This is a genomic window from Serratia sp. CC22-02 (assembly GCF_900182895.1).
Taxonomy (GTDB): Bacteria; Pseudomonadota; Gammaproteobacteria; order Enterobacterales; family Enterobacteriaceae; genus Serratia; species Serratia nevei.
The window spans coordinates 845,001-868,435 of sequence record NZ_FXUD01000001.1 but is presented as its reverse complement, the minus strand read 5'-3'; the positions used below and the strand labels follow the sequence as shown (position 1 = coordinate 868,435).

Annotated in this window: 27 protein-coding genes; 8 read left to right on the top strand and 19 right to left on the bottom strand. The window is 63.9% G+C overall.

Going from position 1 to position 23,435, the window contains the following annotated elements; genetic code table 11:
* Positions 1–71 precede the first annotated feature (71 nt).
* On the top strand, positions 72–1,061 hold the full coding sequence (locus tag QOL81_RS04240) for an aldo/keto reductase (protein WP_060420518.1): 990 nt from the start codon (positions 72–74) through the stop codon (positions 1,059–1,061).
* On the opposite strand, the gene QOL81_RS04235 is transcribed toward QOL81_RS04240, so the two are convergent.
* Positions 1,058–1,951, bottom strand: a complete 894-nt coding sequence (locus QOL81_RS04235; RefSeq protein ID WP_060420891.1) for a LysR family transcriptional regulator — start codon at positions 1,949–1,951, stop codon at positions 1,058–1,060. The genes QOL81_RS04240 and QOL81_RS04235 overlap by 4 nt on opposite strands.
* Before the next feature lie 173 nt (positions 1,952–2,124).
* On the opposite strand from QOL81_RS04235, the gene QOL81_RS04230 reads away from it, so the two are divergent.
* Entirely contained in the window at positions 2,125–2,520 is a 396-nt protein-coding gene (locus tag QOL81_RS04230; RefSeq protein WP_041035762.1) for a (R)-mandelonitrile lyase, read from the top strand.
* Between the two features lie 6 nt (positions 2,521–2,526).
* On the opposite strand, the gene QOL81_RS04225 is transcribed toward QOL81_RS04230, so the two are convergent.
* From QOL81_RS04225 to gabD, 3 genes are all read right to left on the bottom strand, one after another.
* Positions 2,527–2,895 carry a glyoxalase superfamily protein gene (locus tag QOL81_RS04225; RefSeq protein ID WP_172668132.1) on the bottom strand — a complete coding sequence of 123 codons (369 nt, stop codon included), beginning with the start codon at positions 2,893–2,895 and terminating at the stop codon, positions 2,527–2,529.
* Between the two features lie 22 nt (positions 2,896–2,917).
* Positions 2,918–3,331, bottom strand: coding sequence for a GyrI-like domain-containing protein (locus tag QOL81_RS04220; protein WP_041035758.1), 414 nt, complete (start codon positions 3,329–3,331; stop codon positions 2,918–2,920).
* A gap of 101 nt (positions 3,332–3,432) precedes the next feature.
* Entirely contained in the window at positions 3,433–4,908 is a 1,476-nt protein-coding gene (gabD, locus tag QOL81_RS04215) for an NADP-dependent succinate-semialdehyde dehydrogenase (protein ID WP_060420548.1), read from the bottom strand.
* Positions 4,909–5,119: 211 nt separating this feature from the next.
* Between gabD and QOL81_RS04210 the strand changes: the two genes are divergently transcribed.
* A complete protein-coding gene (locus QOL81_RS04210; protein WP_049201387.1) occupies positions 5,120–5,335 on the top strand; it encodes a glycogen synthesis protein in 216 nt (71 codons plus the stop codon).
* Between the two features lie 38 nt (positions 5,336–5,373).
* Here the strand turns inward: QOL81_RS04210 and QOL81_RS04205 are convergent, their stop codons facing one another.
* Both QOL81_RS04205 and QOL81_RS04200 read right to left on the bottom strand, forming a co-directional pair.
* Positions 5,374–6,288 (bottom strand): pyridoxamine 5'-phosphate oxidase family protein, encoded by a 915-nt coding sequence (locus QOL81_RS04205; protein WP_283439672.1) that lies wholly within the window; start codon positions 6,286–6,288, stop codon positions 5,374–5,376.
* Positions 6,289–6,292: 4 nt separating this feature from the next.
* Positions 6,293–6,910, bottom strand: a complete 618-nt coding sequence (locus QOL81_RS04200; RefSeq protein WP_060439647.1) for a glutathione S-transferase family protein — start codon at positions 6,908–6,910, stop codon at positions 6,293–6,295.
* A 98-nt stretch (positions 6,911–7,008) separates the two neighbouring features.
* Here QOL81_RS04200 and QOL81_RS04195 point away from each other — a divergent pair, with 98 nt between their 5' ends.
* The 5 genes from QOL81_RS04195 (at position 7,009) to QOL81_RS04175 (ending at position 11,901) form a co-directional block, all read left to right on the top strand.
* Positions 7,009–7,920, top strand: coding sequence for a LysR family transcriptional regulator (locus QOL81_RS04195; RefSeq protein WP_047730355.1), 912 nt, complete (start codon positions 7,009–7,011; stop codon positions 7,918–7,920).
* Between the two features lie 147 nt (positions 7,921–8,067).
* Positions 8,068–8,865, top strand: coding sequence for an alpha/beta hydrolase (locus tag QOL81_RS04190; RefSeq protein ID WP_283439671.1), 798 nt, complete (start codon positions 8,068–8,070; stop codon positions 8,863–8,865).
* A 1-nt stretch (position 8,866) separates the two neighbouring features.
* Positions 8,867–9,238 carry a RidA family protein gene (locus tag QOL81_RS04185; protein WP_060420560.1) on the top strand — a complete coding sequence of 124 codons (372 nt, stop codon included), beginning with the start codon at positions 8,867–8,869 and terminating at the stop codon, positions 9,236–9,238.
* A gap of 57 nt (positions 9,239–9,295) precedes the next feature.
* Positions 9,296–10,483, top strand: a complete 1,188-nt coding sequence (locus tag QOL81_RS04180; protein WP_060439655.1) for an amino acid aminotransferase — start codon at positions 9,296–9,298, stop codon at positions 10,481–10,483.
* Positions 10,484–10,503: 20 nt separating this feature from the next.
* Entirely contained in the window at positions 10,504–11,901 is a 1,398-nt protein-coding gene (locus QOL81_RS04175) for an amino acid permease (protein ID WP_060420565.1), read from the top strand.
* 37 nt (positions 11,902–11,938) lie between these two features.
* Here the strand turns inward: QOL81_RS04175 and paaY are convergent, their stop codons facing one another.
* From paaY to paaA, 13 genes are all read right to left on the bottom strand, one after another.
* Positions 11,939–12,535, bottom strand: a complete 597-nt coding sequence (gene paaY / locus QOL81_RS04170; RefSeq protein ID WP_060420568.1) for a phenylacetic acid degradation protein PaaY — start codon at positions 12,533–12,535, stop codon at positions 11,939–11,941.
* A gap of 12 nt (positions 12,536–12,547) precedes the next feature.
* The gene (paaX, locus tag QOL81_RS04165; protein ID WP_060420571.1) at positions 12,548–13,486 is read right to left on the bottom strand and encodes a phenylacetic acid degradation operon negative regulatory protein PaaX; all 939 of its coding nucleotides are present in this window, start codon (positions 13,484–13,486) and stop codon (positions 12,548–12,550) included.
* 79 nt (positions 13,487–13,565) lie between these two features.
* The gene (gene paaK / locus QOL81_RS04160; RefSeq protein ID WP_049201370.1) at positions 13,566–14,873 is read right to left on the bottom strand and encodes a phenylacetate--CoA ligase PaaK; all 1,308 of its coding nucleotides are present in this window, start codon (positions 14,871–14,873) and stop codon (positions 13,566–13,568) included.
* A 15-nt stretch (positions 14,874–14,888) separates the two neighbouring features.
* Positions 14,889–16,094 carry a 3-oxoadipyl-CoA thiolase gene (gene pcaF, locus QOL81_RS04155; protein ID WP_038872173.1) on the bottom strand — a complete coding sequence of 402 codons (1,206 nt, stop codon included), beginning with the start codon at positions 16,092–16,094 and terminating at the stop codon, positions 14,889–14,891.
* Positions 16,091–16,531, bottom strand: coding sequence for a hydroxyphenylacetyl-CoA thioesterase PaaI (paaI, locus tag QOL81_RS04150; protein ID WP_047730362.1), 441 nt, complete (start codon positions 16,529–16,531; stop codon positions 16,091–16,093). Before paaI ends, pcaF begins: the two co-directional genes overlap by 4 nt.
* A complete protein-coding gene (locus tag QOL81_RS04145; RefSeq protein WP_060420574.1) occupies positions 16,528–18,057 on the bottom strand; it encodes a 3-hydroxyacyl-CoA dehydrogenase in 1,530 nt (509 codons plus the stop codon). Before QOL81_RS04145 ends, paaI begins: the two co-directional genes overlap by 4 nt.
* A 2-nt stretch (positions 18,058–18,059) precedes the next feature.
* Positions 18,060–18,851: a 2-(1,2-epoxy-1,2-dihydrophenyl)acetyl-CoA isomerase PaaG gene (gene paaG / locus QOL81_RS04140; protein WP_060420577.1), complete on the bottom strand. Its 792-nt coding sequence runs from the start codon at positions 18,849–18,851 to the stop codon at positions 18,060–18,062.
* Between the two features lie 3 nt (positions 18,852–18,854).
* Positions 18,855–19,628 (bottom strand): 2,3-dehydroadipyl-CoA hydratase PaaF, encoded by a 774-nt coding sequence (gene paaF, locus QOL81_RS04135; protein ID WP_060420580.1) that lies wholly within the window; start codon positions 19,626–19,628, stop codon positions 18,855–18,857.
* An 8-nt stretch (positions 19,629–19,636) separates the two neighbouring features.
* Positions 19,637–20,695 (bottom strand): 1,2-phenylacetyl-CoA epoxidase subunit PaaE, encoded by a 1,059-nt coding sequence (gene paaE / locus QOL81_RS04130; protein ID WP_060420583.1) that lies wholly within the window; start codon positions 20,693–20,695, stop codon positions 19,637–19,639.
* Positions 20,696–20,708: 13 nt separating this feature from the next.
* A complete protein-coding gene (gene paaD, locus QOL81_RS04125; protein WP_060420586.1) occupies positions 20,709–21,206 on the bottom strand; it encodes a 1,2-phenylacetyl-CoA epoxidase subunit PaaD in 498 nt (165 codons plus the stop codon).
* 9 nt (positions 21,207–21,215) lie between these two features.
* Entirely contained in the window at positions 21,216–21,974 is a 759-nt protein-coding gene (paaC, locus tag QOL81_RS04120; RefSeq protein ID WP_060420589.1) for a 1,2-phenylacetyl-CoA epoxidase subunit PaaC, read from the bottom strand.
* Positions 21,975–21,982: 8 nt separating this feature from the next.
* A complete protein-coding gene (gene paaB, locus QOL81_RS04115) occupies positions 21,983–22,270 on the bottom strand; it encodes a 1,2-phenylacetyl-CoA epoxidase subunit PaaB (protein ID WP_004935173.1) in 288 nt (95 codons plus the stop codon).
* A gap of 21 nt (positions 22,271–22,291) precedes the next feature.
* Complete coding sequence (gene paaA / locus QOL81_RS04110) at positions 22,292–23,230, bottom strand: 1,2-phenylacetyl-CoA epoxidase subunit PaaA (RefSeq protein ID WP_060420592.1); 939 nt, start codon at positions 23,228–23,230, stop codon at positions 22,292–22,294.
* Positions 23,231–23,435 lie beyond the last annotated feature (205 nt).

Here is a 23,435-nt window from a genome sequence, read left to right as displayed (position 1 = left end):
CGTTTTACAGTCATCACACCGGAGCGGCTCCGCGCCAGGCGGGGCCGGTATCAATCAGCGGGAGAGTGAAGATGCAAACACGCAAGTTGGGGCGAGAAGGGCTGGAAGTATCGGCGTTGGGGTTGGGCTGCATGGGGCTGAGTTTTGGCTACGGCCCGGCCACCGACAAACGGCAGGCGATCGAACTGATCCGCGCCGCGGTTGACGAGGGGGTGACGCTCTTCGATACCGCCGAGATTTACGGTCCGTTCACGAACGAGGAGCTGCTGGGCGAAGCGCTGGCGCCGGTGCGCGATCGGGTCGTCATCGCCACCAAATTCGGTTTCGATCTGCCGCAGCCGGCGGGGCAACAGGTGTTGAACAGCCGTCCGGAGCATATTCGCCGGGCGGTGGAGGGTTCGCTGAAGCGCCTGCGGATAGAGACGATCGATTTGCTGTATCAGCACCGCGTCGATCCCGAGGTGCCTATCGAGGAGGTGGCCGGTACGGTGCAGCAACTGATCCGCGAAGGGAAAGTAAAGTATTTCGGCCTGTCGGAAGCCGGTGCACAAACCATTCGGCGAGCTCACGCGGTGCAGCCGGTCACGGCGCTGCAAAGCGAATATTCGCTGTGGTGGCGCGAGCCTGAGCGTGAAATCTTGCCGACGCTGGCAGAGCTGGGCATCGGTCTGGTGCCGTTCAGCCCGCTCGGCAAGGGCTTTCTCACCGGCGCCATTACCGAGAACACCACTTTCGACAGCGGCGATTTTCGCAACGTGGTGCCGCGCTTCAGCGCCGAGGCGCGCCGGGCCAATCAGGCGCTGGTGGATGTGCTGGGGCAGATAGCGCAGCGCAAGGGCGTGACGCCGGCGCAGATCGCTCTGGCCTGGCTGCTGGCGCAGCAGCCGTGGATCGTGCCGATCCCGGGAACCACCAAGCGTCACCGGCTGGAAGAAAACCTCGCGTCGGCGGCGGTCGCGTTGGCGGCGGACGAGCTGGGCGAGATTGAGCGCGCGCTCTGCGCGATCGACGTGATCGGCGATCGCTACCCGGCGCATCTGCAGAAAAACGTCGGGCGTTAAGCCCCGCGCCGCAGCGCCTCAATCAGCAGCGCAAAGGCGGTGGTGTGCTGCCTGCGGCTCGGATAATAGAGGTAATAGCCGGGAAACGGTGGGCACCAGTCGTCCAGCGCCATCTGCAGCCGGCCGTCGGCCAGCGGCTCGGCGACGGTATCTTCCGGCACGAAGGCGATGCCGAGGCCGAGCTGCGCGGCGTCGATCCGCTGGCGCAGGCTGTTGAAGGTCAGTTGCCCCTCCACCCGCACTTTAATCTCCCGGCCATCGCGGGCAAATTCCCAGGCATACAGCCCGCCGAGGGTGGGGAGCCGCATATTGATGCAGCGATGGTTTTGCAGCGCTTGCGGCGTGGCAGGGAGGCCGTAACGGGAGAAATAGTCAGGGGAGGCGACGGGCACCATGCGCATGTCCGGCCCGATGCGCACCGCGACCATGTCCTTCGCCACCTGTTCTCCCAGCCGGATGCCGGCGTCGAAACGCCCGGCGACGATGTCGGTCAGGCTGTTGTCGACGGTGATTTCCACGTTGATATCCGGGTAATCGACGAGAAAAGTGCGCAGCACCGGCCACAGCACCGCATCCACCGCGTGTTCGCCGGCGGTGATGCGGATGTTGCCGGCGGGCCGATCGCGCATTTCACCCAGCGCGTTCAGCTCGCTTTCAATCTCCGCCAAGCGCGGGCCAATGCTGTTGAGCAGCCGCTCACCGGCTTCGGTGGGGGCGACGCTGCGGGTGGTGCGCGTGAGCAAGCGCAGCGCCAGGCGCTCTTCCAGCCCACGAATGGCGTGGCTGAGCGCCGATTGGGAAACCCCAAGCTGCGCCGCCGCTTTGGTGAAGCTGCGCTCCCTGGCCACCATCAGGAAAGCGATCAGATCGTTAAAGTTTTCTTTCAACATACCGGCACCGAAGAGGAAGGTGAGCGCACTGTCGCGCGTAGATTTATGAATTGAGCTCATAGCTCCTTGCGCATTTTACCCGCTAGTCGCCGGAAAAGCATGGCGCTATCTTGGCATCACTGACTCATGACGATCAGCGCCGGCGGTGAGAGCCGGCGCGGAGGACACGACAGATGAAAATACAACGCAGCGGTTCGATCCCATCACAGCGCGGTTCGGCGGAATATTTTACCGGGCAGGTGCGCATCGACGCGCCGTTCGCCGGTGACGCGCCGGCCAGGGTGGGCGGCGCGACCGTCACCTTTGAACCCGGCGCCCGCACGGCCTGGCATACGCATCCGCTCGGCCAGACGCTGATCGTCACCCAGGGGCGCGGGTGGATCCAAATGTGGGGCGAGACCACGCAGGAAATGTACCCCGGCGATATCGTCTGGATCCCGGCAGGCGTCAAACACTGGCACGGCGCGACGCCGGACACCGCCATGACCCATATCGCCATCGCCGAAGCGGTGGACGGCAGCCCGGTGACCTGGCTGGAGGCGGTCAGCGAGGCGGAGTACCGGCAATAAGGCCGCTCAGGCCTCGTGGCTCTGCTCGCAAAACCGCAGGCGGTTGCCGAACGGATCGGTCAGGTTTAGCTCTTTGCCCCAGTCGACAACCTCCAGCCCCGGCCGGGCAAAGCGGTAGTTTTTGGCCGTGAGCTCCCGGTGCAGCGCGTCGATATCGTGCACCGGGATGAAAATAGCGGCGCCGGGCGTGCTATCGCCATAGTGTTCGCTCAGGTGCAGCGTCAATCCGGCGCGGGTCACCTGCATGTACAGCGGCAGATCTTCGCTGAAACGGTGCTCCCACTCCAGCGTGAAGCCGAGAAAGTCCAGATAAAACTCTTTGGCCTTGTCGACCGCAAAAATGCGCAGGATCGGAATGGCAGGGGAGAAGGTGATCATCGTCGATCTCACTGTTACGTTAGCGGCAGCCGATATGGATATCGACCGCCTCGGGGCCGGTATAGGCTTCGAAGTCGGTCAGGAAGCGGCGTTCGATTTCCGGGTGTTGCTCGAAGTAGGCCCAGATGGCTTGCCAGCCTGCGATAACCGCCTCCGGCATGGCGCCACGGGCCTGGAACACCAGATAGCGGCCGGGTTGGATGTGCAAACCGCTCTCTGCCGCGCTGCCGGCGGTGACGTCAAACGGCCCGCCGGCGTCGGAGGCGTAGTTGGAGTAGACCCCATAGACCGGCGTGGCGGGCGAGGTGGCGAAAAAGTCTGACCACAGCGCCGGGATTTTTGCCGTCTCGGGCCGGGTTTCGTCCTGATTGGTGGTTCTGACCGTTTGGCCGGCGACGTAAAAGCCGGGCAGCTGTATCACGAGAGGTTGCATACTGGAAATTCCTTTTAACCGTTCGAACGAGAGGCCTAAAGGTAGCAAAGGCTTTCCGGATCCGCCAGACAGGGCCCCCGCAGACGCGGAGGCCGATCGCATCAAGCGCCCAAACCGCCAAGGCACAGGTATTTGATCTCGAGATAGTCCTCGATGCCGTATTTTGAGCCTTCGCGGCCCAAACCGGAGTGCTTCATGCCGCCGAACGGCGCCACCTCGGTGGAAATCAGCCCTTCGTTGATGCCGACGATGCCGTACTCCAGCGCTTCGGCCACGCGCATCACCCGGCCGATGTCGCGGCTGTAGAAGTAAGCGGCCAGGCCGAACGGCGTGTCGTTGGCCAGTTCGATGGCTTCCGCTTCCTGGTTGAAGCGGATCAGGGGCGCCACCGGGCCGAACGTTTCCTCGCGGAAGATTTTCGCCGTGCGCGGTACGTCGGTCAGGATGGTCGGGGTGAAGAAATTGCCGCCCAGCGCGTCAGGCTTGCCGCCCAGCAGCACCGAGGCACCGTGCTCGACGGCGTCGGCGATATGCTCGCGCACTTTCTCCACCGCGTCCGGGTTAATCAAGGGGCCGATGGTGACGCCGTCATCCAGGCCGTTGCCGACTTTCAGCTTGGCGACGGCGGCTTTCAGTTTGGCGGCGAAGGCGTCGTACACGCCGTCCTGCACCAGAAAACGGTTGGTGCAGACGCAGGTCTGGCCGGCGTTGCGGTATTTCGAGGCGACCGCGCCGGCCACGGCGGCGTCCAGATCGGCGTCGTCGAACACGATAAACGGCGCGTTGCCGCCCAGCTCCATACTGGTTTTCTTGATGGTGGGCGCACACTGGGCCAGCAGCTGCGCGCCGACTTCGGTGCTGCCGGTGAAGGAGAGTTTACGCACGTCCGGGTTGGCGGTGAGCTCGCCGCCGATGCCTTTACTGGGGCCGGTGATCACGTTGCACACCCCAGCGGGCAGCCCGGCGCGCTCCGCCAGCACGGCGATCGCCAGCGCCGAGAACGGGGTCTGGCTGGCAGGACGGATCACCCCGGTACAGCCCGCCGCCCAGCCGGGGCCGGCTTTGCGGGTAATCATCGCCGCCGGGAAGTTCCACGGAGTGATGGCGGCGAACACGCCGATCGGCTCTTTCTGCACGATGATGCGGCGGCCCGCCTGGGGCTGCGGAATGGTGTCGCCGTAGACCCGCTTGCCTTCCTCGGCGAACCATTCGATAAAGGAGGCGGCATAGGCGATCTCACCGCGGCTTTCGGCCAGCGGTTTGCCCTGTTCCGCCGTCATGATGCGCGCCAGATCCTCCTGATTTTCCATCATCAGCTCAAACAGCCGCCGCAGTTTGCCGGCGCGTTCTTTGGCGGTCAGCGCACGCCAGGCGGGCAGCGCCTTCTTGGCGGCGGCGATGGCGCGCGCGGTTTCTTCGGCACCGAAGGCCGGCACATGGCCAACCAGCTCGCCGTTGGCGGGGTTATGGATGGCGATCGCGTGGCCTGCTTTGGCCGGCAACCATTGCCCGTCGATGTAATTGGCCTCGCGGAACAGCGTGGGGTCCTTGAGGGTAGCGCTGATGCTGGTGCTCATTGGTCTCTTCCTTTGCTGAGTTCAACAGAATGGTCTATCCCATACGGCTACCCTTTACCCTAGCAAACTTTGCCGTCGCCGTTTGCCAGCATGGCGACAAGATGAGCGTTTTCTTCATGCGCACCTTCTGTACAAAAAATATCCGCCGCCGGGCCGATACTGAAAGAGCAGGCATATGACCCTTTTCGATGTGATTAAAAGGAGTGTGCGAATGATGAAATCAGTGGACAGACATCTCGCGGCCTACGGCAGCGAAATGGATTTTTTGGCGTCGAGTATCGCCCTGATGGAATGGCAAGGGCGGCAGATTGACGCCGGGCAGGTGGCCGGCAATATGTCGGAACAGCAAAGCCGCCTGTTCTTTGCGCGGTTGAGTTATTTTCGTCAGCTTTATCAGGCCGCAGCGGCGGCCGAACACAGCCTGTAATTTCCCGATTCAGCCCCGCCGCAGCGGGGCTTTTCATTTCAGCGGTGCCACACTCCGGTCGCCAGCGTCGCCGGTGAATACTCCAGATCGCGTCCCCGCCACGGCAGCGCCGCCGCAAAACGCCAGGCGCGGTGAACGTCAAACCGCCAATAGCGTTCCGCCCCTTCAACGCCGGGATCCCCTTGCGCCTGCCAGAGGATCTGCGTTTTTCCTTGCAGGTGCAGCACGTCGCCGCGATCGAAATCGATGAACAGCAGCGCCGCCCGCGGTTCGGCCAGCAGGTTGCCCAACGTATTCATATAGCGGTTGCCGCGAAAGTCCGGCATCCACAGCGTGTCGCCTTCCAGATGGATAAAGCCGGGGCGCCCGCCGCGATGGGAAATATCGACGCCGCCCTGCGTCAGTTCCAGGTGCGCACCGCTGGCGACGAAGCTGGTGTCTGCGGTGCGGATCAGCGCCTGCGCCGCCGCATCGAGCGACGCTAAATGCTCAACCGGCTGTGGCCGGCTCTCCACCGGGTAGAGTTCGCGGCGCTGAATGTACTGCGGGCAGTTGCCGAAGCTTTGGAGAACGACGATCTCCACCCGGTTTTTGTCGGTGCGGCCGACGGTGCCGTTGGCGCGGTTGCGCCGCCGGTTGCTGAAGTCGAGCCCGAGCGCGCCGACCGGTTTGCCGGGCAGCAACAGCGCCTGGGCGGGATCGTCGCTGCGGCGCGGCGCGCTGATGCGCAGGTGCGTGTCGTCCGGCGTGCGTAAAAATCCGGGCGGGCCGCTGAACAGGGTGGCGATGGGCCAGCCCTGGTCGTCCAGCGTGGCGACGAACAGGTAGGGCAGTGCGGCAAAAAACGCACGGTGCTGATCTGGCATCGCGGGGTAGATGCCTCCGCCTACGCGATCGAAACCGGCCAGCGTCTGCGCGCGCAGCTCATCGGGGTGGAACCGTTGCGGGATCATGGCGTCAGCTCGCCGCCGGTGCCGGCAGGGCCGGCATGGCGAAGAAGCCAGGAAGCGCCGCGATGCTCGCCACCCAACGCCGTATGGCGGGGTAAGGCGCCAGCGAAATGCCGCCTTCGGCCGCGACCGCCACATAGCTGTAGCAGGCCAGATCGGCGATGGTCGCCTGTTCACTGGCCAGATAGCCGCGCTCGCTCAGGTGCTGTTCCATCTGCGGCAGAAAACGATCGCTGATTGCCCGCGCCGCCTGATAATCCTCCGGCACCGCGAACTGGGCGATCAATCGGCAGGAGGCCGGGCCGTAGCGGACTTCGCCGGCGGCTTTGGAAAGCCAGGCCTGCACCCGTGCCGCCGCCGCCGGCTGTTCAGGCAGCCAGTGGCTGTCCGGCGCATAGCGTTTCGCCAGATAAACCAGAATGGCGTTGCTGTCGGCCAGCGTCAGATCGCCGTCCTGCAAGACCGGGATCTGGCCAAACGGGTTGAGCCGGCGAAAGGCCGCGCTCTGCCGCACGTCCGCCGAGGCCTCTACCCATTCATAGGGCAGCGCCAGCATGCGCAGCAGCAACGCCACGCGGTGAACGTGGCCGGAAAGCGGGGTGCCGTAGAGGGTGATGGTGGACATGGCGTTTCTCCTCAGTGTTTTTTTTCAGCATACTCTTGCGGTGAATGAGCGGAATCCGGCAATGTGGAAATTGATAATTTCACTTATCGGAAGAGTCTATGGATCGGTTAGACGAGTTGGCCATCTTCGTGGCGGTGGTGCAGCAGGGCAGCCTGGCGGCCGCCGGGCGCAAACTACGGCGTTCGGCGCCGGCGATCACCCGGGCGATCGCCGCGCTGGAACAGCGGTTCGGCACCCGGCTGGTGGAACGTACCACCCGGCGGCTGGCGCCCACCGAGGCGGGCGTGCGGTTGCTGGAGCGCGCGCAACAGCTGCTGCAGGATTATCAGGCGGTGGTGCAGGATACCGCCGAAGCGCAGCTGAGTGGCTTGCTGCGCGTCACTTCGCCGGTGCAGTTCGGCCGCCGCTACGTGGCGCCGGTGGTGATGGCGTTTCTCGATGACTACCCGCAGATGCAGATCGAAATGGTGTTGAACGATCGCAATCTCGATCTGATTGACGAAGGGCTGGATATCGCGGTGCGCATCGGCCATCTGCAGGACTCTTCGCGCGTGGCACGGCGGCTGGGGCAGGTCAGCCGGGTGACGGTCGCTAGCCCGGCTTACCTGGCGCGCTGCGGCGAGCCGCGCTCACCGGCGCAGCTGGCGGAGCATGCCACCATCGTCGGCACTCAGCGGCCGTCGCTGCGTGAATGGCGCTTCGGCCCGCAGGAAAACGGCGAGCGGGTGCGCTTGGCCCCCCGACTGTTGCTCAACGATGTGGAAGCGCAACTGCTGGCGGTGCGCGCCGGCAAAGGCATCGCCCGCCTGCTCTCGTATCAGGTGGCGGACGATGTGGCCGCCGGTACGCTGGTGCGGCTGCTGGCGGACCATGAACCGTTGCCGATGCCGGTGCAGCTGGTGGCGCAGCAGGCGCAGCGCATGCCGCTGAAGGTGCGTGCCTTTTGGGATTATGCGTTTGAGCGGCTAAGCGCATTGCCGCAAATTCAGCCGGACGGGCGGGGAAAATAAGCGCAAAAAGTTTCATGGGTTAAACTTTTTCGCCGCCGGTGTTGTTTTATTTTACCGGGCGCGCATTGCTGATAGACCCATCTTGACAATAATGTTGCCGGTGCTAATAGTTAATTCATATTTTAAATGATAAACGAAGTTTAATATATGAAACTACTTGCGGGGAGCTATGACAACGGCGCTGCGGTGGATAATGAAGACGCTATTTTGGCTTCATTTCAGACCCGCAGTGCGGCTATTTATCATCAGACGAAACATGAAAAGAATATTGCGTATGGCGAAAGCGAACGCGAGACGATGGATTGGCTCTATTCTGCAAAGCAGCACCAGGGGACGTTAATTTTTATTCACGGCGGCTATTGGCAATTCTGCGATAAGGCGGATTTCGCCTTTATCGCTGCCGGGCCGTTGGCGTTGGGTTTTGACGTGGTGCTGGTGGAATATGCGCTGGCGCCGGCGGTTAATCTTGACGCTATTTGTCGCCAGGTGGGGGCGGCGCTTGATGCTATTCGGCGCCGTCTGCCGCCGCACTATGCCCATCCGGTGCATCTGTGCGGCCATTCCGCCGGCGGGCATCTGGCGGCGTTTTGGCAGCAGCATGCGTTGGTGGAGGCGGTCTTTCCCATCAGCGGCCTGTTCGAACTGGCACCGCTGCAAGAGAGCTATGTCAATCGGGCGCTGCAGCTGACCGAGCGGCAGATTGAAACGCTAAGCCCGGCGCGCCACCCGCCGACGCGCAGTAAGCCGCTCACGCTGTATTACGGCGCAGCTGAGCTGCCGGAGCTGATCGGTCAGTCGCAACACTATCACGCGGCGCTGCGCCAACGCGGGTTGCCGGCCGAACTGGTCGCGGTGCCCGGCGCCAATCATTTCACCATTCTGGATGCGTTGTTCGCCGCCGACGGCGCGCTGCTTCGCCAACTTGACCACCACGGGAACCACTGATATGCGCGAGATCGTAGAGACCGGGCTGCCGGACATCGGCCAGCCTTTTTCCTGGGCCACCCGGGGCGGCGGCATGCTGTTTACCGCCCATGGCCCGGTGCGGGCGGACGGCAGCATCGAGACCGGCGCGCCGGAGCAACAGATTGCGTTAACCTTCGATAACCTGGCGCAGACGTTGAAGGCGGCGGGCAGCCACAGCGATAAGGTACTGCAGGTGATCGTTTATCTTACCGACGTCAACGACGTTAAATTGCTCGATGATATTTACCGGAAATACTTTAATTATCCTTATCCCAATCGTTCCACGGTTATTGTCGAAAAACTGGTGGTGCCGGGAATGAAAATAGAAATCACCGTCAGCGCCATCGCCTGATTTAATTTTTATTAAGTCTGTCTTCATATTAATTCAATAACGAGTTAAGGATGCGTCATGTTTAAACAGATTGCACCTTCTGCAGCCGATCCTATTATGTCGCTGATGGAAGCCTATTTGCAGGACCCCAATCCGAAAAAAGTGAATTTAGGCATTGGACTCTATTACGACCGGCAGGGGAATATTCCGCTGATGCAGGCGGTGGAGGCCGCCGAGCAGCGGTTGCTGGCGCTGCGTCGCCCGCACGGTTATCCGCCGATCGAAGGTTCGCCACAGTTCGCTCGCCAGGTGCAGGTGCTGCTGTTCGGCGAGCAACAGGCGGCCGAGATCGCCACGGTGCAGACCGTCGGCGGCTCCGGTGCGCTAAAGTTGGCGGCGGATTTTTTGCGCCACTTTCTGGCGCGCGGTGACATTTGGGTGTCCGATCCCACCTGGGCCAATCACTGGGCGATATTTGAAGGCGCCGGGCTGCGGGTGAATACCTATCCCTACTTTGACGAAGCGGCGGGCGGCCTGCGTTTCGCCGCCATGCTCGACGCGCTGGACAGCCTGCCGCCCGGCAGCGTAGTCCTGTTGCATCCTTGCTGCCATAACCCGACCGGCACCGATCTGACGGCGGAGCAGTGGCGCGCCACGCTCGCCGTGCTGCAGCGGCGTAAGCTGCTGCCGCTGTTCGATATCGCCTATCAGGGCTTCGGCGACGGGCTGGAGGAGGACTGCTTGGCGTTGCGCGAAGCGCTGAAAACCGATCTGCCGTTTTTGGTCTGCAACTCGTTTTCCAAAAACGTGGCGCTGTACGGCCAGCGGCTGGGCGCGCTGTCGGTGCGCTGCGCCGATGCGGAAAACGCCGCTAACGTCAAAGGCGCGTTAAAAACGCTGATCCGCCGCAGCTACTCCTGCCCGCCGACGCACGGCAGCCAGATCGTGGAAACCCTGCTCGGCGACGCCGAACTCGGTGAGCTTTGGCGCAATGAGCTGGCGGAAATGCGCGTGCGCATCAAGCAGATGCGTGAGCAGCTGGCCGCCGGCCTGGCGCGGGGAGGTTCTTCGCTGGATCACCGGCGCATACGCGATCAGCGCGGCATGTTCAGCTATACCGGCCTGAACGAAGCGCAGCTGCAGACCCTGCGGCAGCGCTATGCCATCTATCTGGTTTCGCCCGGCCGCATGTGCCTGCCGGGGCTCAACCCCGGCAATATCGACTACGTGACCGCCGCCATTCTCGACGTCACCCGTACCGCCTAACTTCGCTCGGGAACACAGCCATGCCACAGATGAATGATTTTGAGCATATCGCCCGCCGTCAGGACGGGTTGAACAAGCATCTTACCGCCGGGCAGATGTCGATGCTGGCGATCGGCGGCGCCATCGGCACCGGGCTGTTTCTCGGCAGCGCCTACGCCATTCAGATGGCGGGGCCGTCGGTATTGCTGAGCTACCTGATCGGCGGCGTTATTGCGCTGCTGTTGATGGGCAGCCTGGCGGAAATGACCTCCGAACACCCGACGCCCGGCTCGTTCGGCGACTACGCCGAATTCTATCTTGGCCCGCTGTTCGGTTTTCTGGTGCGTTATTCCTACTGGTCTTGCGTGGTGCTGGCGGTGGGCACCGAAGTTACCGCCATCGGCATGTACATGCAGTTCTGGTTCCCGGCGACGCCGACCTGGCCGTGGGTGCTGCTGTTCTCGGCGGCGGTGATCGTCATCAATGTGATCGGCGTGAAGTCGTTCGGCCAGGTGGAATACGCGCTGTCCACCGTCAAAGTGACGGCGATCGTGGCGTTCATTCTGATCGGCATCGGCATTCTGGCGTTCTCGGGCAACCCGGCCTACGGCCTGCGCAACCTGACCGCCGGCGGCTTCATGCCGTTTGGCGTCAAGGGCATGTGGTTCGCGGTGATCGTGTCCATTTTCAGCTATCTGAGCATTGAAATGATCGCGGTGGCCGCCGGCGAGGCGAAAAATCCGGTGATTGCGGTGAAGGCGGCGTTCAAGGGCACCATCGTGCGGCTGTTCATCTTCTACATGCTGTCGATCGCCCTGATGCTGGCCATCGTACCCTGGCGGCAGTCCGGCACCGGCGAAAGCCCGTTCCTGATGGCGATGAACGTGATCCATCTGCCCGCCGCCGCCGGTATTTTCAACTTTATCGTGCTGGTGGCGGCGCTGTCGGCGATGAACAGCCAGCTGTATATCACCACCCGCATGATGTTCTCGCTGTCGCGCGCCGGGCAGGCACCGGCGGCGTTGGGGCGCGTCAGCCGGCGCGGCATTCCGGTCAATGCGCTGGCGATGTCGTGCATCGGCATCGTGGTGTCTATCGTGCTGAGCCTGGTGGCACCGGAAACGTCGTTCGCCGCCATGATGTCTATTTCGGTGTATGGCGCCTGCTTTACCTGGCTGATGATTTTCGTCACCCACCTGTTCTTCCGCCGCCGGCACCGGCAGACCCACCTGAAGTTCCGCATGTGGGGGTTCCCCTATACCACCTTGCTGGGCGCCGGGCTGATGGCGGCGCTGATGATCTCGACGGCGTTTACCGAATTTTTCCGCATGACGCTGTGGTTCGGTATTCCGTTCACCTTGCTGCTGGTGGTGGCTTATCACGTCCAGAGCCGCCGCGCGGCCGTGCCGTCGCCGTTCAAGGCGCCGGAGGTGGAGTAATAAGGGAAGGGGCTGAGGCGTGCCTCAGCCCCGGGGATTACAGCTGGCTTTTCGGGATCAGGTGGTCGCCGAAGCTCAGGCGTTGGCGGCCCGGTTCGATTTCGGTCAGCGGCGCCACTTCGTGCAGCGAGGATTTGCAGCGCTGTACCAGATCCTGATACTCGCGGGTGCCGGCGATCTTCCAGGCCAGCTCCTGTTCGGTCAGATCGCGCAGCACGCGTGCCGGGCTGCCGACCACCAGCTTGTTGGCTTCGATCACCGCCGCGGCTTTGACGAACGCCATCGCGCCGATGATGGTGTTCTCGCCGATCTCCGCGCCGTCCATCACCACCGCGTTCATGCCCACCATCGCATTGCGGCGAATGCGGCAGCCGTGCAGGATGGCGCCGTGGCCGATATGGCCATCTTCTTCCACCACCGTGTCCTGCTGCGGGAAGCCGTGCATCACGCAGTTATCCTGAATGTTGGCGCCGTCACAGATCACCAGGCGGCCAAAATCGCCGCGCAGGCTGGCATTCGGGCCGATGTACACGTGCTTGCCGACGATCACGTCGCCGATCAGCACCGCCGTCGGGTGCACGTAACTGCTGGGGTCGACGACCGGCGTCAGGCCGTCAATCTGATACACAGGCATAGCGTGAGTTCCTTAAAATGTAGGGTCGCGCGGCAGGCCGCCGAAGCGCCGATAGTAGCCGGCGGCCGGCGCGGGCAGGGCGCCGATGGTGGTTTCCGCCAGCGCGCTGACATACTCCGTCGCGGCGCGATCGACCTGCTGATAAAGATTGATGCACAGGTTGCGGGCGATCTGGCCCTCCCACTGCGCGGGCAGCAGCGCGTCCGGCAGCAGCGGATCTTTCAACACCACGCGACGGAAGAAGTGAATCAATAATAGCTTAATCTGGAAACAGCGCAGCGGCGTCAGCGCCGACGGATCGACTTCGCGCAGCAGCGCCATCAGCGGCCGGAAGGAGACGATAAACTCGTGATAGCCGGCCGCCACTTCGTTTAGCGACCAGCAGTCGGCCACCAAGTTCTGCAGGGTTTGCTCGGAGCGGTTATAGGGATAATCGGCGCGGAAGTAAATCACCTGCTCGCTGGCGTTCAGCTCGCCGAGCAGCGCCGTCACGTCGGTTTGCGCATGGGTGGGGGCGGCCATCAGGTTGCTGGCGATTTGCCCGAACCCGAGCCAGCCCAGCTCTTTTTTCAGCCGCGCGCGCTCGTTTTTTTCGGCGCTTTCCAGCAGCAACAGCTCCCACTTGCCGTCCCAGGCGGGCTGCTCGCGCAGATAGATTTTCGATTCGGCGTGGCGGAACTGGCGCATCCCCTGCTCGGTCACGCGGTAGAAGCTGCGGCGGCCTATTTTCTCCACCGCCAGCCAACCCTCTTTCTGCAGGCGGAACACCGAGGTGCGCACGAAGCGATCGCCGAAGCCAAAGGCCTCCAGCAGCGCGCTCAGGCTGCCGAGCCACACTTCGCCGCCGCGGTGGCTGAGCGCGTCGCCGTACAGCGAAATGATCAGCGAGGTGCCGCTGATCGGCTGCGCGTCGACGGCATGGCGAATGAACTCATCCAGTTTATGTTCCATATTTTTCCATGGGTTAGCCTTCGATGAGCCATAACATTACGCCTAATTTGGGGCGGCGTCATCCGTGACGCCGTGCGTCTCAGCGCGGCCGCAAATCGACCACGCGCTGCGCTTTGCCTTCCGAGCGCGGAATATCGCCGCAGTTGGCGATGCTGACGTCGGTGCTGACGCCCACGATCGATTTGATGTGGTGGCGCAGCTGGTGGCAGATGTCGCAACGCTGCTGGTGGCTGAGGCTGAGCGCCGACTCCTTGAGCTCGACGCGCACCGCCAGCGTGTCCAGGTGCCCGCTGCGGCTGACCTGCAGCTGGTAGTGCGGCGACAGCTGCTCGAACTGCATGATCTGCTCTTCCACCTGCGACGGGAAGACGTTGACGCCGCGGATGATCAGCATGTCGTCGGAGCGGCCGGTGATCTTGCCCATGCGGCGCATCTGGCGCGCGTCGCCCGGCAGCAGCCGGGTGAGATCGCGGGTGCGGTAGCGGATCACCGGCAGCGCCTCTTTGGTCAGGGTGGTGAACACCAGTTCGCCGTGTTCGCCGTCCGGCAGAGCAATGCCGGTTTCCGGGCAGATGATCTCCGGCAGGAAGTGGTCTTCCCAAATGGTAGGGCCGCCGCCGCTCTCCAGACACTCCATCGCCACGCCCGGCCCCATCACTTCCGACAGGCCGTAAATATCCAACGCCTTGATGCCCATGCGGGTTTCGATCTCGTGGCGCAGGGCTTCGGTCCAGGGTTCAGCACCGAACACGCCGAGCCGCAGCGAGCAGCCGCGCGCGTCGCCGCCCATCTTGCGCTCCAGCTCGTCGATCAGCGTCAGGCAATAGGACGGCGTCACCATGATGATGTCGGGTTTGAAATCGAGGATCAGCTGCGCCTGGCGTTCCGTCTGGCCGCCGGACATCGGGATCACCGTCGCGCCGAGCCGCTCTGCGCCGTAGTGTGCGCCCAGGCCGCCGGTGAACAGGCCGTAACCGTAGGCGACGTGCACCTTGTCTTTGGCGGTGGCGCCGCCGGCGCGCAGACAGCGGGCGACGATATCGGCCCAGTTATCGATGTCGCGTTGGGTGTAACCCACCACCGTCGGGCGGCCGGTGGTGCCCGAGGAGGCGTGGATGCGCACCACCTGTTCCATCGGCACCGCGAAGGTGTCGAACGGGTAGTTGTCGCGCAGATCCTGCTTGGTGGTGTAGGGGAAGCGCGCCAGATCGCTCAGCTGTTTGAGATCGTCGGGGTGCACGCCGGCCTGGTCAAATTTGCGTTTGTACATCGGCACATTGTCGTAGGCGTGGTGCAGCGTCCACTTCAGACGCGTCAGCTGCAACGCTTCAATCTCATCGCGCGAGGCGAATTCGATCGTTTCGAGGGGCTGTGGATTTATTGTCATGGTTAGCCTCAGGGGTCAGACACGCTCAATGATCATGGCGATGCCTTGGCCGACGCCGATGCACATGGTGCAAAGCGCGTAGCGGCCGGCTCGCCGTTCCAGTTCAAACAGGGCGGCCAGCGCCAGGCGCGCGCCGCTCATGCCCAGCGGATGCCCCAGGGCGATCGCGCCGCCGTTGGGGTTGACCTGCGGGGCATCGTCCGGCAGGCCAAGCTGGCGCATCACCGCCAACGCCTGGGCGGCGAACGCTTCGTTCAGTTCGATAACGTCCATCTGCGCCAGGCTCAGCCCGGCGATTTCCAGCACCTTGCGGGTGGCCGGCAGCGGGCCGATGCCCATCAGCCGCGGCTCCACGCCGCAGGTGGCGGTGGCAACGATGCGCGCGCGCGGCGTCAGCCCCTGGCGCGCCGCCATCGCTTCGGAGGCGACGATCAGGGCCGCCGCACCGTCGTTCAGGCCCGAGGCGTTGCCGGCGGTGACGCTGCCGGGCTGACGGAACGGGGTTTTCAGCGCCTGCAGCTGATCAAAGGTGGTGTCGGGGCGCGGGTGTTCATCCTGGCTGAACAGCGTCACCGCGCCTTTTTTGCCGGTGAGGCTGACCGGGGCTATCTCCTGCGCAAGGTGGCCCAGCGCCTGCGCCCGGGCGGCGCGCTGCTGGCTGCGCAGCGCAAAGGCGTCCTGATCGGCACGGCTGATGTTGAACTGCGCCGCGACGTTTTCGGCGGTCTCCGGCATCGAATCGGTGCCAAACTCGGCCTGCATCCGCGGATTGACGAAGCGCCAGCCGAGGGTGGTATCGTACAGCTGCGCCTGGCGGCTGAAGGCGCTGTCGGCCTTGCCCATCACCAGCGGCGCGCGGGTCATCGATTCCGCGCCGCCCGCCAGCAGCAGCCCGGCGTCACCGGCCTTGATGCTGCGCGCCGCCATCGCCAGCGCATCCAGGCCCGAACCGCACAGGCGGTTCACCGTGGTGCCGGACACGCCGACCGGCACGCCGGCCAGCAGCAGCGCCATGCGTGCCAGGTTGCGGTTGTCTTCCCCGGCCTGGTTGGCGCAGCCGAGGATCACGTCGTCCAGCTGCGCCCAATCGACCTGCGGATGGCGTTCCAACAGCACGCGCAGCGGCAGGGCGGCGAGGTCGTCGGCGCGCACCTGGGCCAGCGCGCCGCCATAGCGGCCGATCGGGGTACGCACGCCGTCGCAGATAAATGCCTGATTCATGCCTGATCTCCTAAAATGCTGTGGCCGAGGCGGTGTGCGCGGCCGCGGAACCAGGCGACGGTTTTGCCCCGTTGGTTAACGATTTCGACGTCATACAGCCCGGTGGCTTTGCCCTGATGGCGCATCTCCGCGCTGGCGGTGAGGCGATCGCCGGCCAGCGCCGGGCGGACGAAGTCGATGCTGCAGCCGGAGGCCACCGCCGCCAGCCCCTGGCTGTTGCAGGCGTAGGCGAAGGCGGTGTCCGCCAGGCTGAACAGCTGGCCGCCGTGGCAGGTCTGGTGGCCGTTGAGCATCTGCGGGCCGACGGTCATGCTGACCTGAGCGTACCCGGCGTCGACGGCATCGATGTGCATCCCCATCGCCTGAGCGCAGGTATCTTGTTGGAACATCTGTTCGGCGCAGCGCTGAGCCAGCGCGCGCGGCGTATTGGCGTTCATCGTTCGGCTCCTGGGAAAGAGGCGGGGGAAGCGTAGCGGCGCAGCAGCGGCATCGGGCGATAGCGCGCTTCGCCGTAATAGCGTTGCAGGTTTTCCAGCGTCGCCAGAATGTGGCGCCAGCCGAGCGCGGCGCCCCAGGCAAGCGGCCCGCGCGGATAGTTGACGCCGCGCAGCATCGCCAGATCGGTATCTTCGGCGTTTGCGACGCCTTTGTTCACCACGTCGAGCGCTTCGTTGGCCAGCATGGCCAGGGTGCGCATCGTCAGCAGGCCGGGGTAATCCGGCAACGGAATGACCTGCTTGCCGAGGGACTGCAGCAGGCGAATCGCTTTGGCATTGTGTTGCGCATCGTTTTGCGCCGCGCAGCTGATGGCGATGGCGGAGGCGTGCGCATAGTCGGCACAGAGATCGAACAGCACCACGGGCGTTCCACGTTCGTCGGCCAGTTGGCCGGCGGTTTTACCATTGGTTAACATCAGTGTAACGTCGTCGATCGTGACGTGTGGGCTGGTCTGGCCAGGTTGTTTGATCGCCCCCGCATTTTCGCTTAACAGCTGCGCCAAATCGGCCAGCGAAGACCAGTCGCCGTGCAGCGTAACGCGTTGCGGCAGTGCGGCCTGCGCCGGTGGCGCAAAGGCGATCGCGGCGGCGGATCGCGGGGCGTCGTAGCGGTAGAAACCGCGGCCGGATTTACGGCCGAGGTGCCCGGCGGCCACCAACTCCTGCTGCACCAGTGAGGGCGTGAAGCGCGGATCCTGATAGAAGGCCTGATACACCGATTCGGTCACGGCGTAATTGACGTCCTGGCCGATCAGATCGGTCAATTGCAGCGGGCCCATGGCGAAGCCGCCGGCGTCGCGCAATACCGTATCCAGCGTGGCGGCGTCGGCCACCTGTTCCTCCAGCGCGCGCAGGGTTTCGGCATAGAACGGCCGCGCCACGCGGTTGACGATAAATCCCGGCGTCGAGCGGCACACGACGCTCTGCTTACCCCAGCGCTGTGCCAGGGCCTGCAGCGCGGCGAGGGTCTCGGCGCCGGTCTCCAGGCCGCTGACGATCTCCACCAGCTTCATCAGCGGCGCCGGGTTGAAGAAGTGCAGCCCGGCCATGCGGGCCGGGTGTTGCAGTGCCCCGGCGATGGCGGTGATCGACAGCGAAGAGGTATTGCTGGCGAACAGCGTCGTGGGTGCGCAGAGCGCCTCCAGATCGCGGAACAGGCCCTGTTTGATCGCCAAATTTTCCGCCACCGCTTCAATCACCAGCGTGCAGTCGGCCAGCTGCTCGAGCGAGTCGGCGCATTCGAGGCGCGCCAGCAGGGCTTCGGTGGGCGCGGCGTCGGCCTTGCCGTCGTCGACCCGCTGGCGCAGGCGGCGAGCGAGATCGTCGATCGCGCGCTGGGCGGCGGCGGGCGCGATATCGAACAGCCGCACCGGGTGGCCGGCGGCGGCGGCCACCTGGGCTATGCCGATACCCATGGTGCCGGCGCCGATCACCGCCACCTGGCCGTTAAGAAGGGGCGCGTTCATGGCTATTTCCCGCTGAAGTTTGGCGTGCGTTTGGCAAAGAACGCGCTGACGCCTTCGCGATAGTCGTCGCTGCGGCCGCCCAGGCGCTGCAGATCGCGCTCCAGATCGAGCTGCTGATCGAGGCTGTTGGTGGCCGAGCTGTAGAGGGCTTTCTTGATCAGCCCCAGACCGTAGGTCGGCTGGGTGGCCAGATGGCGCGCCAGCGTTTGCGTGCGGTCGGCCAATTCATCCGCCGGCACCACCTGCCAGATCATGCCCCACGCCAGCGCCTGTTGGGCGCTGATTTTGTCACCCAGCATGGCCATGCCCATCGCGCGGGCGTGGCCGGCCAGCCGCGGCAGGAACCAGCTGCCGCCGGAGTCAGGTACCAGCCCAAGACGGCAGAACGACTGAATGAAGCTGGCATTGTCGGTGGCGATGACGATATCGCACGCCAGGGCCAGCGCGGCGCCGGCGCCGGCCGCCACGCCGTTGACCGCGCACACCACCGGCTTCGGCAGGGCGGTCAGGCGACGGATCAGGGGGTTGTAGAAACGTTCGACCGACAGGCCGAGATCCGGCGCCTGTTGATCGGCGCTGACGTTGCGATCGTTGAGATCCTGCCCGGCGCAGAAACCGCGCCCGGCGCCGGCGATCAGCAGGCAGCGCACGCTGTCGTCGCGCTCGGCTTGCGTCAGCGCTTCACTCAGCTGGCGATGCATCTCGTCGTTAAAGCTGTTGAGCCGATCCGGCCGGTTAAGGGTCAGCGTCAACACGCCGGCGTCGAGATGGCTGAGAATCAATGCGTTATCCATAAATCAGCGCCCCTGATAGTTTGGCGTACGTTTTTCGAAAAAGGCGGCGATGCCTTCGCGGCGATCGTCGGTGGCGGCCAGGGTGACGAACTGCTGACGCTCCATCGTCAGCCCCTGGCTAAGGCCGATTTCCTCGGCCTGTTTCAGCGCCTGTTTGGCGGCGCGCAGCGCCAGCGGCGCCTGACGGCTGATGCGATCGGCAATCTGCTGCGTGCGTTCCAGCGTCAGGGCATCGACGCACACTTCGCTGATAAGGCCGGCCTGCAGCGCGGTGCGGGCGTCGATGGGCTCGCCGGTCAGCACCATCTGGTTGGCGCGCGACTTGCCGACGCAGCGGATCAGACGCTGGGTGCCCCCGGCGCCCGGCATCAGGCCGAGGGTGATCTCCGGCAGGCCGAAGCGGGCGCTTTCGCCGCCGATGACGATGTCGCAGGCCAGCGCCAGCTCGCAGCCGGCGCCCAGGGCATAACCGTTCACCGCCGCCAGCAGCGGCTTGCTGAACTGCGCCAGCCGCTGCCACAGCTGCGGACGGCGATCCGCCAGCGCGGCCGGCAGATCCTGCTGTTGCAGTTCGCGCAGATCGGCGCCAGCGGCGAAGAAGCGCACCGCACCGGCGATCACTACGGCGCCCACGCCGCTGTCGGCGTCGGCCTGCTCCAGGCGAGCAACCAGCTGTTCCAGGCACGGCGTGCTCAGAGCGTTGCGCGCCTCCGGGCGATGCAGCGTCAGCGTGACCACGCGGTGCTGCTGCTGATGCAAAATAAAGGGGGTGTCCATCGCGGCTCCTAGACGTCGAAGTCCAACACCACGCCGTCGCCTTTCGGCCACGACTGGCAGCTCAATACGTAGCCTGCCGCCAACTGATCCGGCTCCAGGCTGTAGTTGACGCCCATCTCCACCTGGCCGGCCTTCAGACGGCATTTGCAGGTGGCGCATACGCCGCCTTTGCAGGCGTAGGGCAGGTCGGCGCCCTGGCGCAGCGCGGCGTCGAGAATGCTGTCGTCCTGTTCGCCGACCTCGATATCCAACCGGCGGCCGTCGAGCAGGATCGCCACCCGGGTGGCGTTGCGATCGCCGCTGCTTCGCGGGCGGACGACCAGGCCGCTGGTGTTGAAGCGTTCGCTGTGGATGTGGTTGGCCGGGACGCCGGCCTGTTCCAGCACGGTTTGTGCGTCGTCCATCATCGATTCCGGCCCGCAGATAAAGGCGTGGTCATAGTCGCGGAAATCCAGCAGCGCGCCGCCGATCGCCGTCAGGCGTTCACGGTCGATGCGGCCGCTGAGCAGCGGGCTGTCGAGACTTTCCTGGCTGAACAGATACAGCTGCTGAAAACGCTGCGGGTAGCGGTTTTTCAGATCCGACAGCGCCTCTTTGAACATCATCGAACGGCTGTTGCGGTTGCCGTAGATCAGGGTGAAGCTGCTGCCCGGTTCGAGCAGCAGCGTCGCCTTGATGATCGACAGCATCGGCGTGATGCCGGAGCCGGCGGCGATCGCCAGGTAGTTGCCGTGGCGCTCTGCCTGCGGCTGGTAGCCGAAGCGCCCCTGAGGCACCATCACCTCCAGCGCGTCGCCGACCTTCAGCATGCGGTTGACGAAGCCGGAGAAGCGCCCCTGGTCAATCGCCTTCACGCCGATCTGCAGCAGGCCTTCCTGCGGCGAACTGCAGATGGAGTAGCAACGCCGCAGCTCTTCGCCGTTGACCAACGCCTTGAGCGTCAGGTGCTGGCCGGGGGTATAGCGGTATTGGTTTTGCAGCTCTTCGGGCACCCGCAGGGTGATGGCTACGGCGTCCGGCGTTTCGCGCTCGATGGCGGCGACGTTCAGGCGATGAAAGACCGTCATGGTGTCAGCGCTCCTATATGCATTTGAAATAATCGAACGGTTCCCGGCAGTCGCAGCAGCGGTACAGCGCTTTACAGGCGGTGGAGCCGAACTCGCTGACCTTCTCGCTGTGGGTGCTGCCGCAGCGCGGGCAGGCTACCGGGCCGTGGGCGTGCGGCCGATCGCAGGTGTGCCCCTGCGGGGGCGCTACGCCGTATTGCCGCAGCCGCTCGCGGGCGTCGGCGTTCATCCAGTCGGTGGTCCAGGCCGGGCTGAGGCGAATGTCCACCTGCACCGGGCTGAAGCCGGCGGCCGCCAGCCGCTGCTCGATGGCGTTGAGCAAAAATTCGGTGGCCGGGCAGCCGGAATAGGTTGGGGTGAAGGTCACGCGCCAGCCCGCGCCGTCGCGCGCTACGTCGCGCACCATGCCCAAATCGGTGATCGACAGCACCGGCAGTTCGGGATCGCTGATCTGCTGCAGGCAGTGCCAAATCTGCGGGATTTCGGCGGGTTGCAAACGGGTGACGTTCATCGTGGCCTCCTACCATTGACCGTTTGGATAGGCGCGCTGCAGGAACTGCATTTCCGCCAGCAGCGGGCCGAGGTGTTCGCTGTGCCGGCCTTGCTTGCCGCCGTGCCGGAACGCCTGCTCGGCAGGCAGCGCCAGCGTCGCCTGGCGCAGCGTCTCTTCCACCTGCGCTTGCCAGGGGGCCTGCAGTTCGCGTGGATTGACGGCGATGCCTTGTTCTGCCAGTTCTAGCTCCAGCGCGTCGGCGTGGAACAGCTCGGCGGTGAACCGCCACAGGTTATCCAGCGATTGCTGGATCTTGCGGTGGCTGACGTCGTTGCCGTCGCCCAGGCGGATCATCCAGCCGTGGCTGAAGCGCAGGTGATAATCGGCCTCCTTCAATGACTTGGCGGCGATGGCGGCGATCTGCGCATCGCGGCTGCGGCTCAGCGCCTGGTGCAGCTGTACGTGGTAGGCATCGAGCAGGAACTGACGCACCAGCGTGTCGTTGAAACCGCCGTTCGGCTGCTCCGCCAACAGCAGGTTATGAAACTGGCGCTCGTCGCGGCCGAAGGCCAGGCTGTCTTCGCTGCAGGGCGGGCCGGCCAGTTCGGCGGCGTAACCCAGAAAGTTGCGCGCCTGGCCGAGCAGATCGAGCCCGATGTTGGCCAACGCCAGATCGATTTCCAGCTCGGGCGCGTGGCCGCACCAGGCGCACAGGCGCTGGGCGAGGATCAGAGGCGTGTCGCCCTGGCGGAGCAAATAGCTGATGCGCGGATCGTTAACCGTCATGGTCGCCTCTACATGTTCTTGATGCCGTCGGGAATGGTGTAAAACGTCGGATGACGGTAGATCTTATCTTCGGACGGATCGAAGAACGCGCCGCGATCTTCCGGCTGCGAGGCGATCAGATGGCGCGACTGCACCACCCAGATCGAGCAGCCTTCGTTGCGGCGCGTATAGGCGTCGCGGGCATTTTCCAGCGCCATTTGGTCGTCGGCGGCGTGCAGGCTGCCGACGTGGCGATGCGCCAGCCCTTGTTTGCTGCGGATAAACACTTCATACAGCGGCCATTCAACGTGGCTCATGATCTCGTTTCCTTATGTTGGCTATGCGGCGGAGGCGGCGTTTTTCGCGGCGTGGGCCATGGCGCCGTCGCGTACCCAGGCGCCGTCTTCCCAGGCGCGGCGTTTGGCCTGCAGGCGTTCGTGGTTGCATTGACCGCGCCCTTTGATCACCTCATGCAGTTCGCTCCAGTCGATCTCGCCGAAGCGATAGTGGCCGGCGGCCTCGTCCCAGGTAAGGTTCGGGTCCGGTGCCGTCATGCCCAGCGCCTCAAGCTGCGGCACGGTGTTGTCGACGAATTTCTGCCGCAGCTCATCGTTGCTGTGGCGTTTGATTTTCCACGCCATGCTCTGGGCGCTGTGAGGGGAGTCGGCGTCGCTCGGGCCGAACATCATCAGCACCGGCCACCAGAAGCGATCGATAGCGTCCTGCAACATGGCGCGCTGCGTGTCGCTGCCGTTGGCCATCGCCATCACCGCCTCGTAGCCCTGGCGCTGGTGGAAGCTTTCCTCTTTGCAGATTTTCACCATCGCCCGCGCATAGGGGCCGTAGGACGCGCGGCACAGCGCCACCTGGTTGACGATGGCGGCGCCGTCGACCAGCCAGCCGATCACGCCGATATCCGCCCAGTTGAGCGTGGGGTAATTGAAGATAGAGGAGTACTTCATCTTGCCGTCGAGCATCTTTTGGTAGATGTCCTGGCGCGAACAGCCGAGGGTCTCGGCGGCACTGTAGAGGTACAGACCGTGGCCGGCTTCGTCCTGCACCTTGGCCAGCAGCACCGCCTTGCGGCGCAGCGTGGGGGCGCGCGTCAGCCAGTTGGCTTCCGGCAGCATGCCGATGACTTCCGAGTGGGCGTGTTGGCCAATCTGCCGAATCAGGTTCTGACGGTAGGCGTCCGGCATCCAGTCTTTGGCCTCAATGGCGATGTCCGCCGCGATCTTGTCGTCGAAATGCTGCTGATACTGTGCGTCAGTTGTCATGCTTGCCTCTTGGTGATTCGTATTTTTCACATTAAACATAAAAATGTGAATCACTTTAACTAACCATAAGGCTACAAACTGATAACAAAAAGATCAAACGTAATTCATGTGGTTTTGCGAGGTTACTCACAAGGTGATTTGTTATTTTGTTGATTTTATTTGATAAATAAAGTGATTGATTCCTTGTTTATAGCAGGTCAAATGC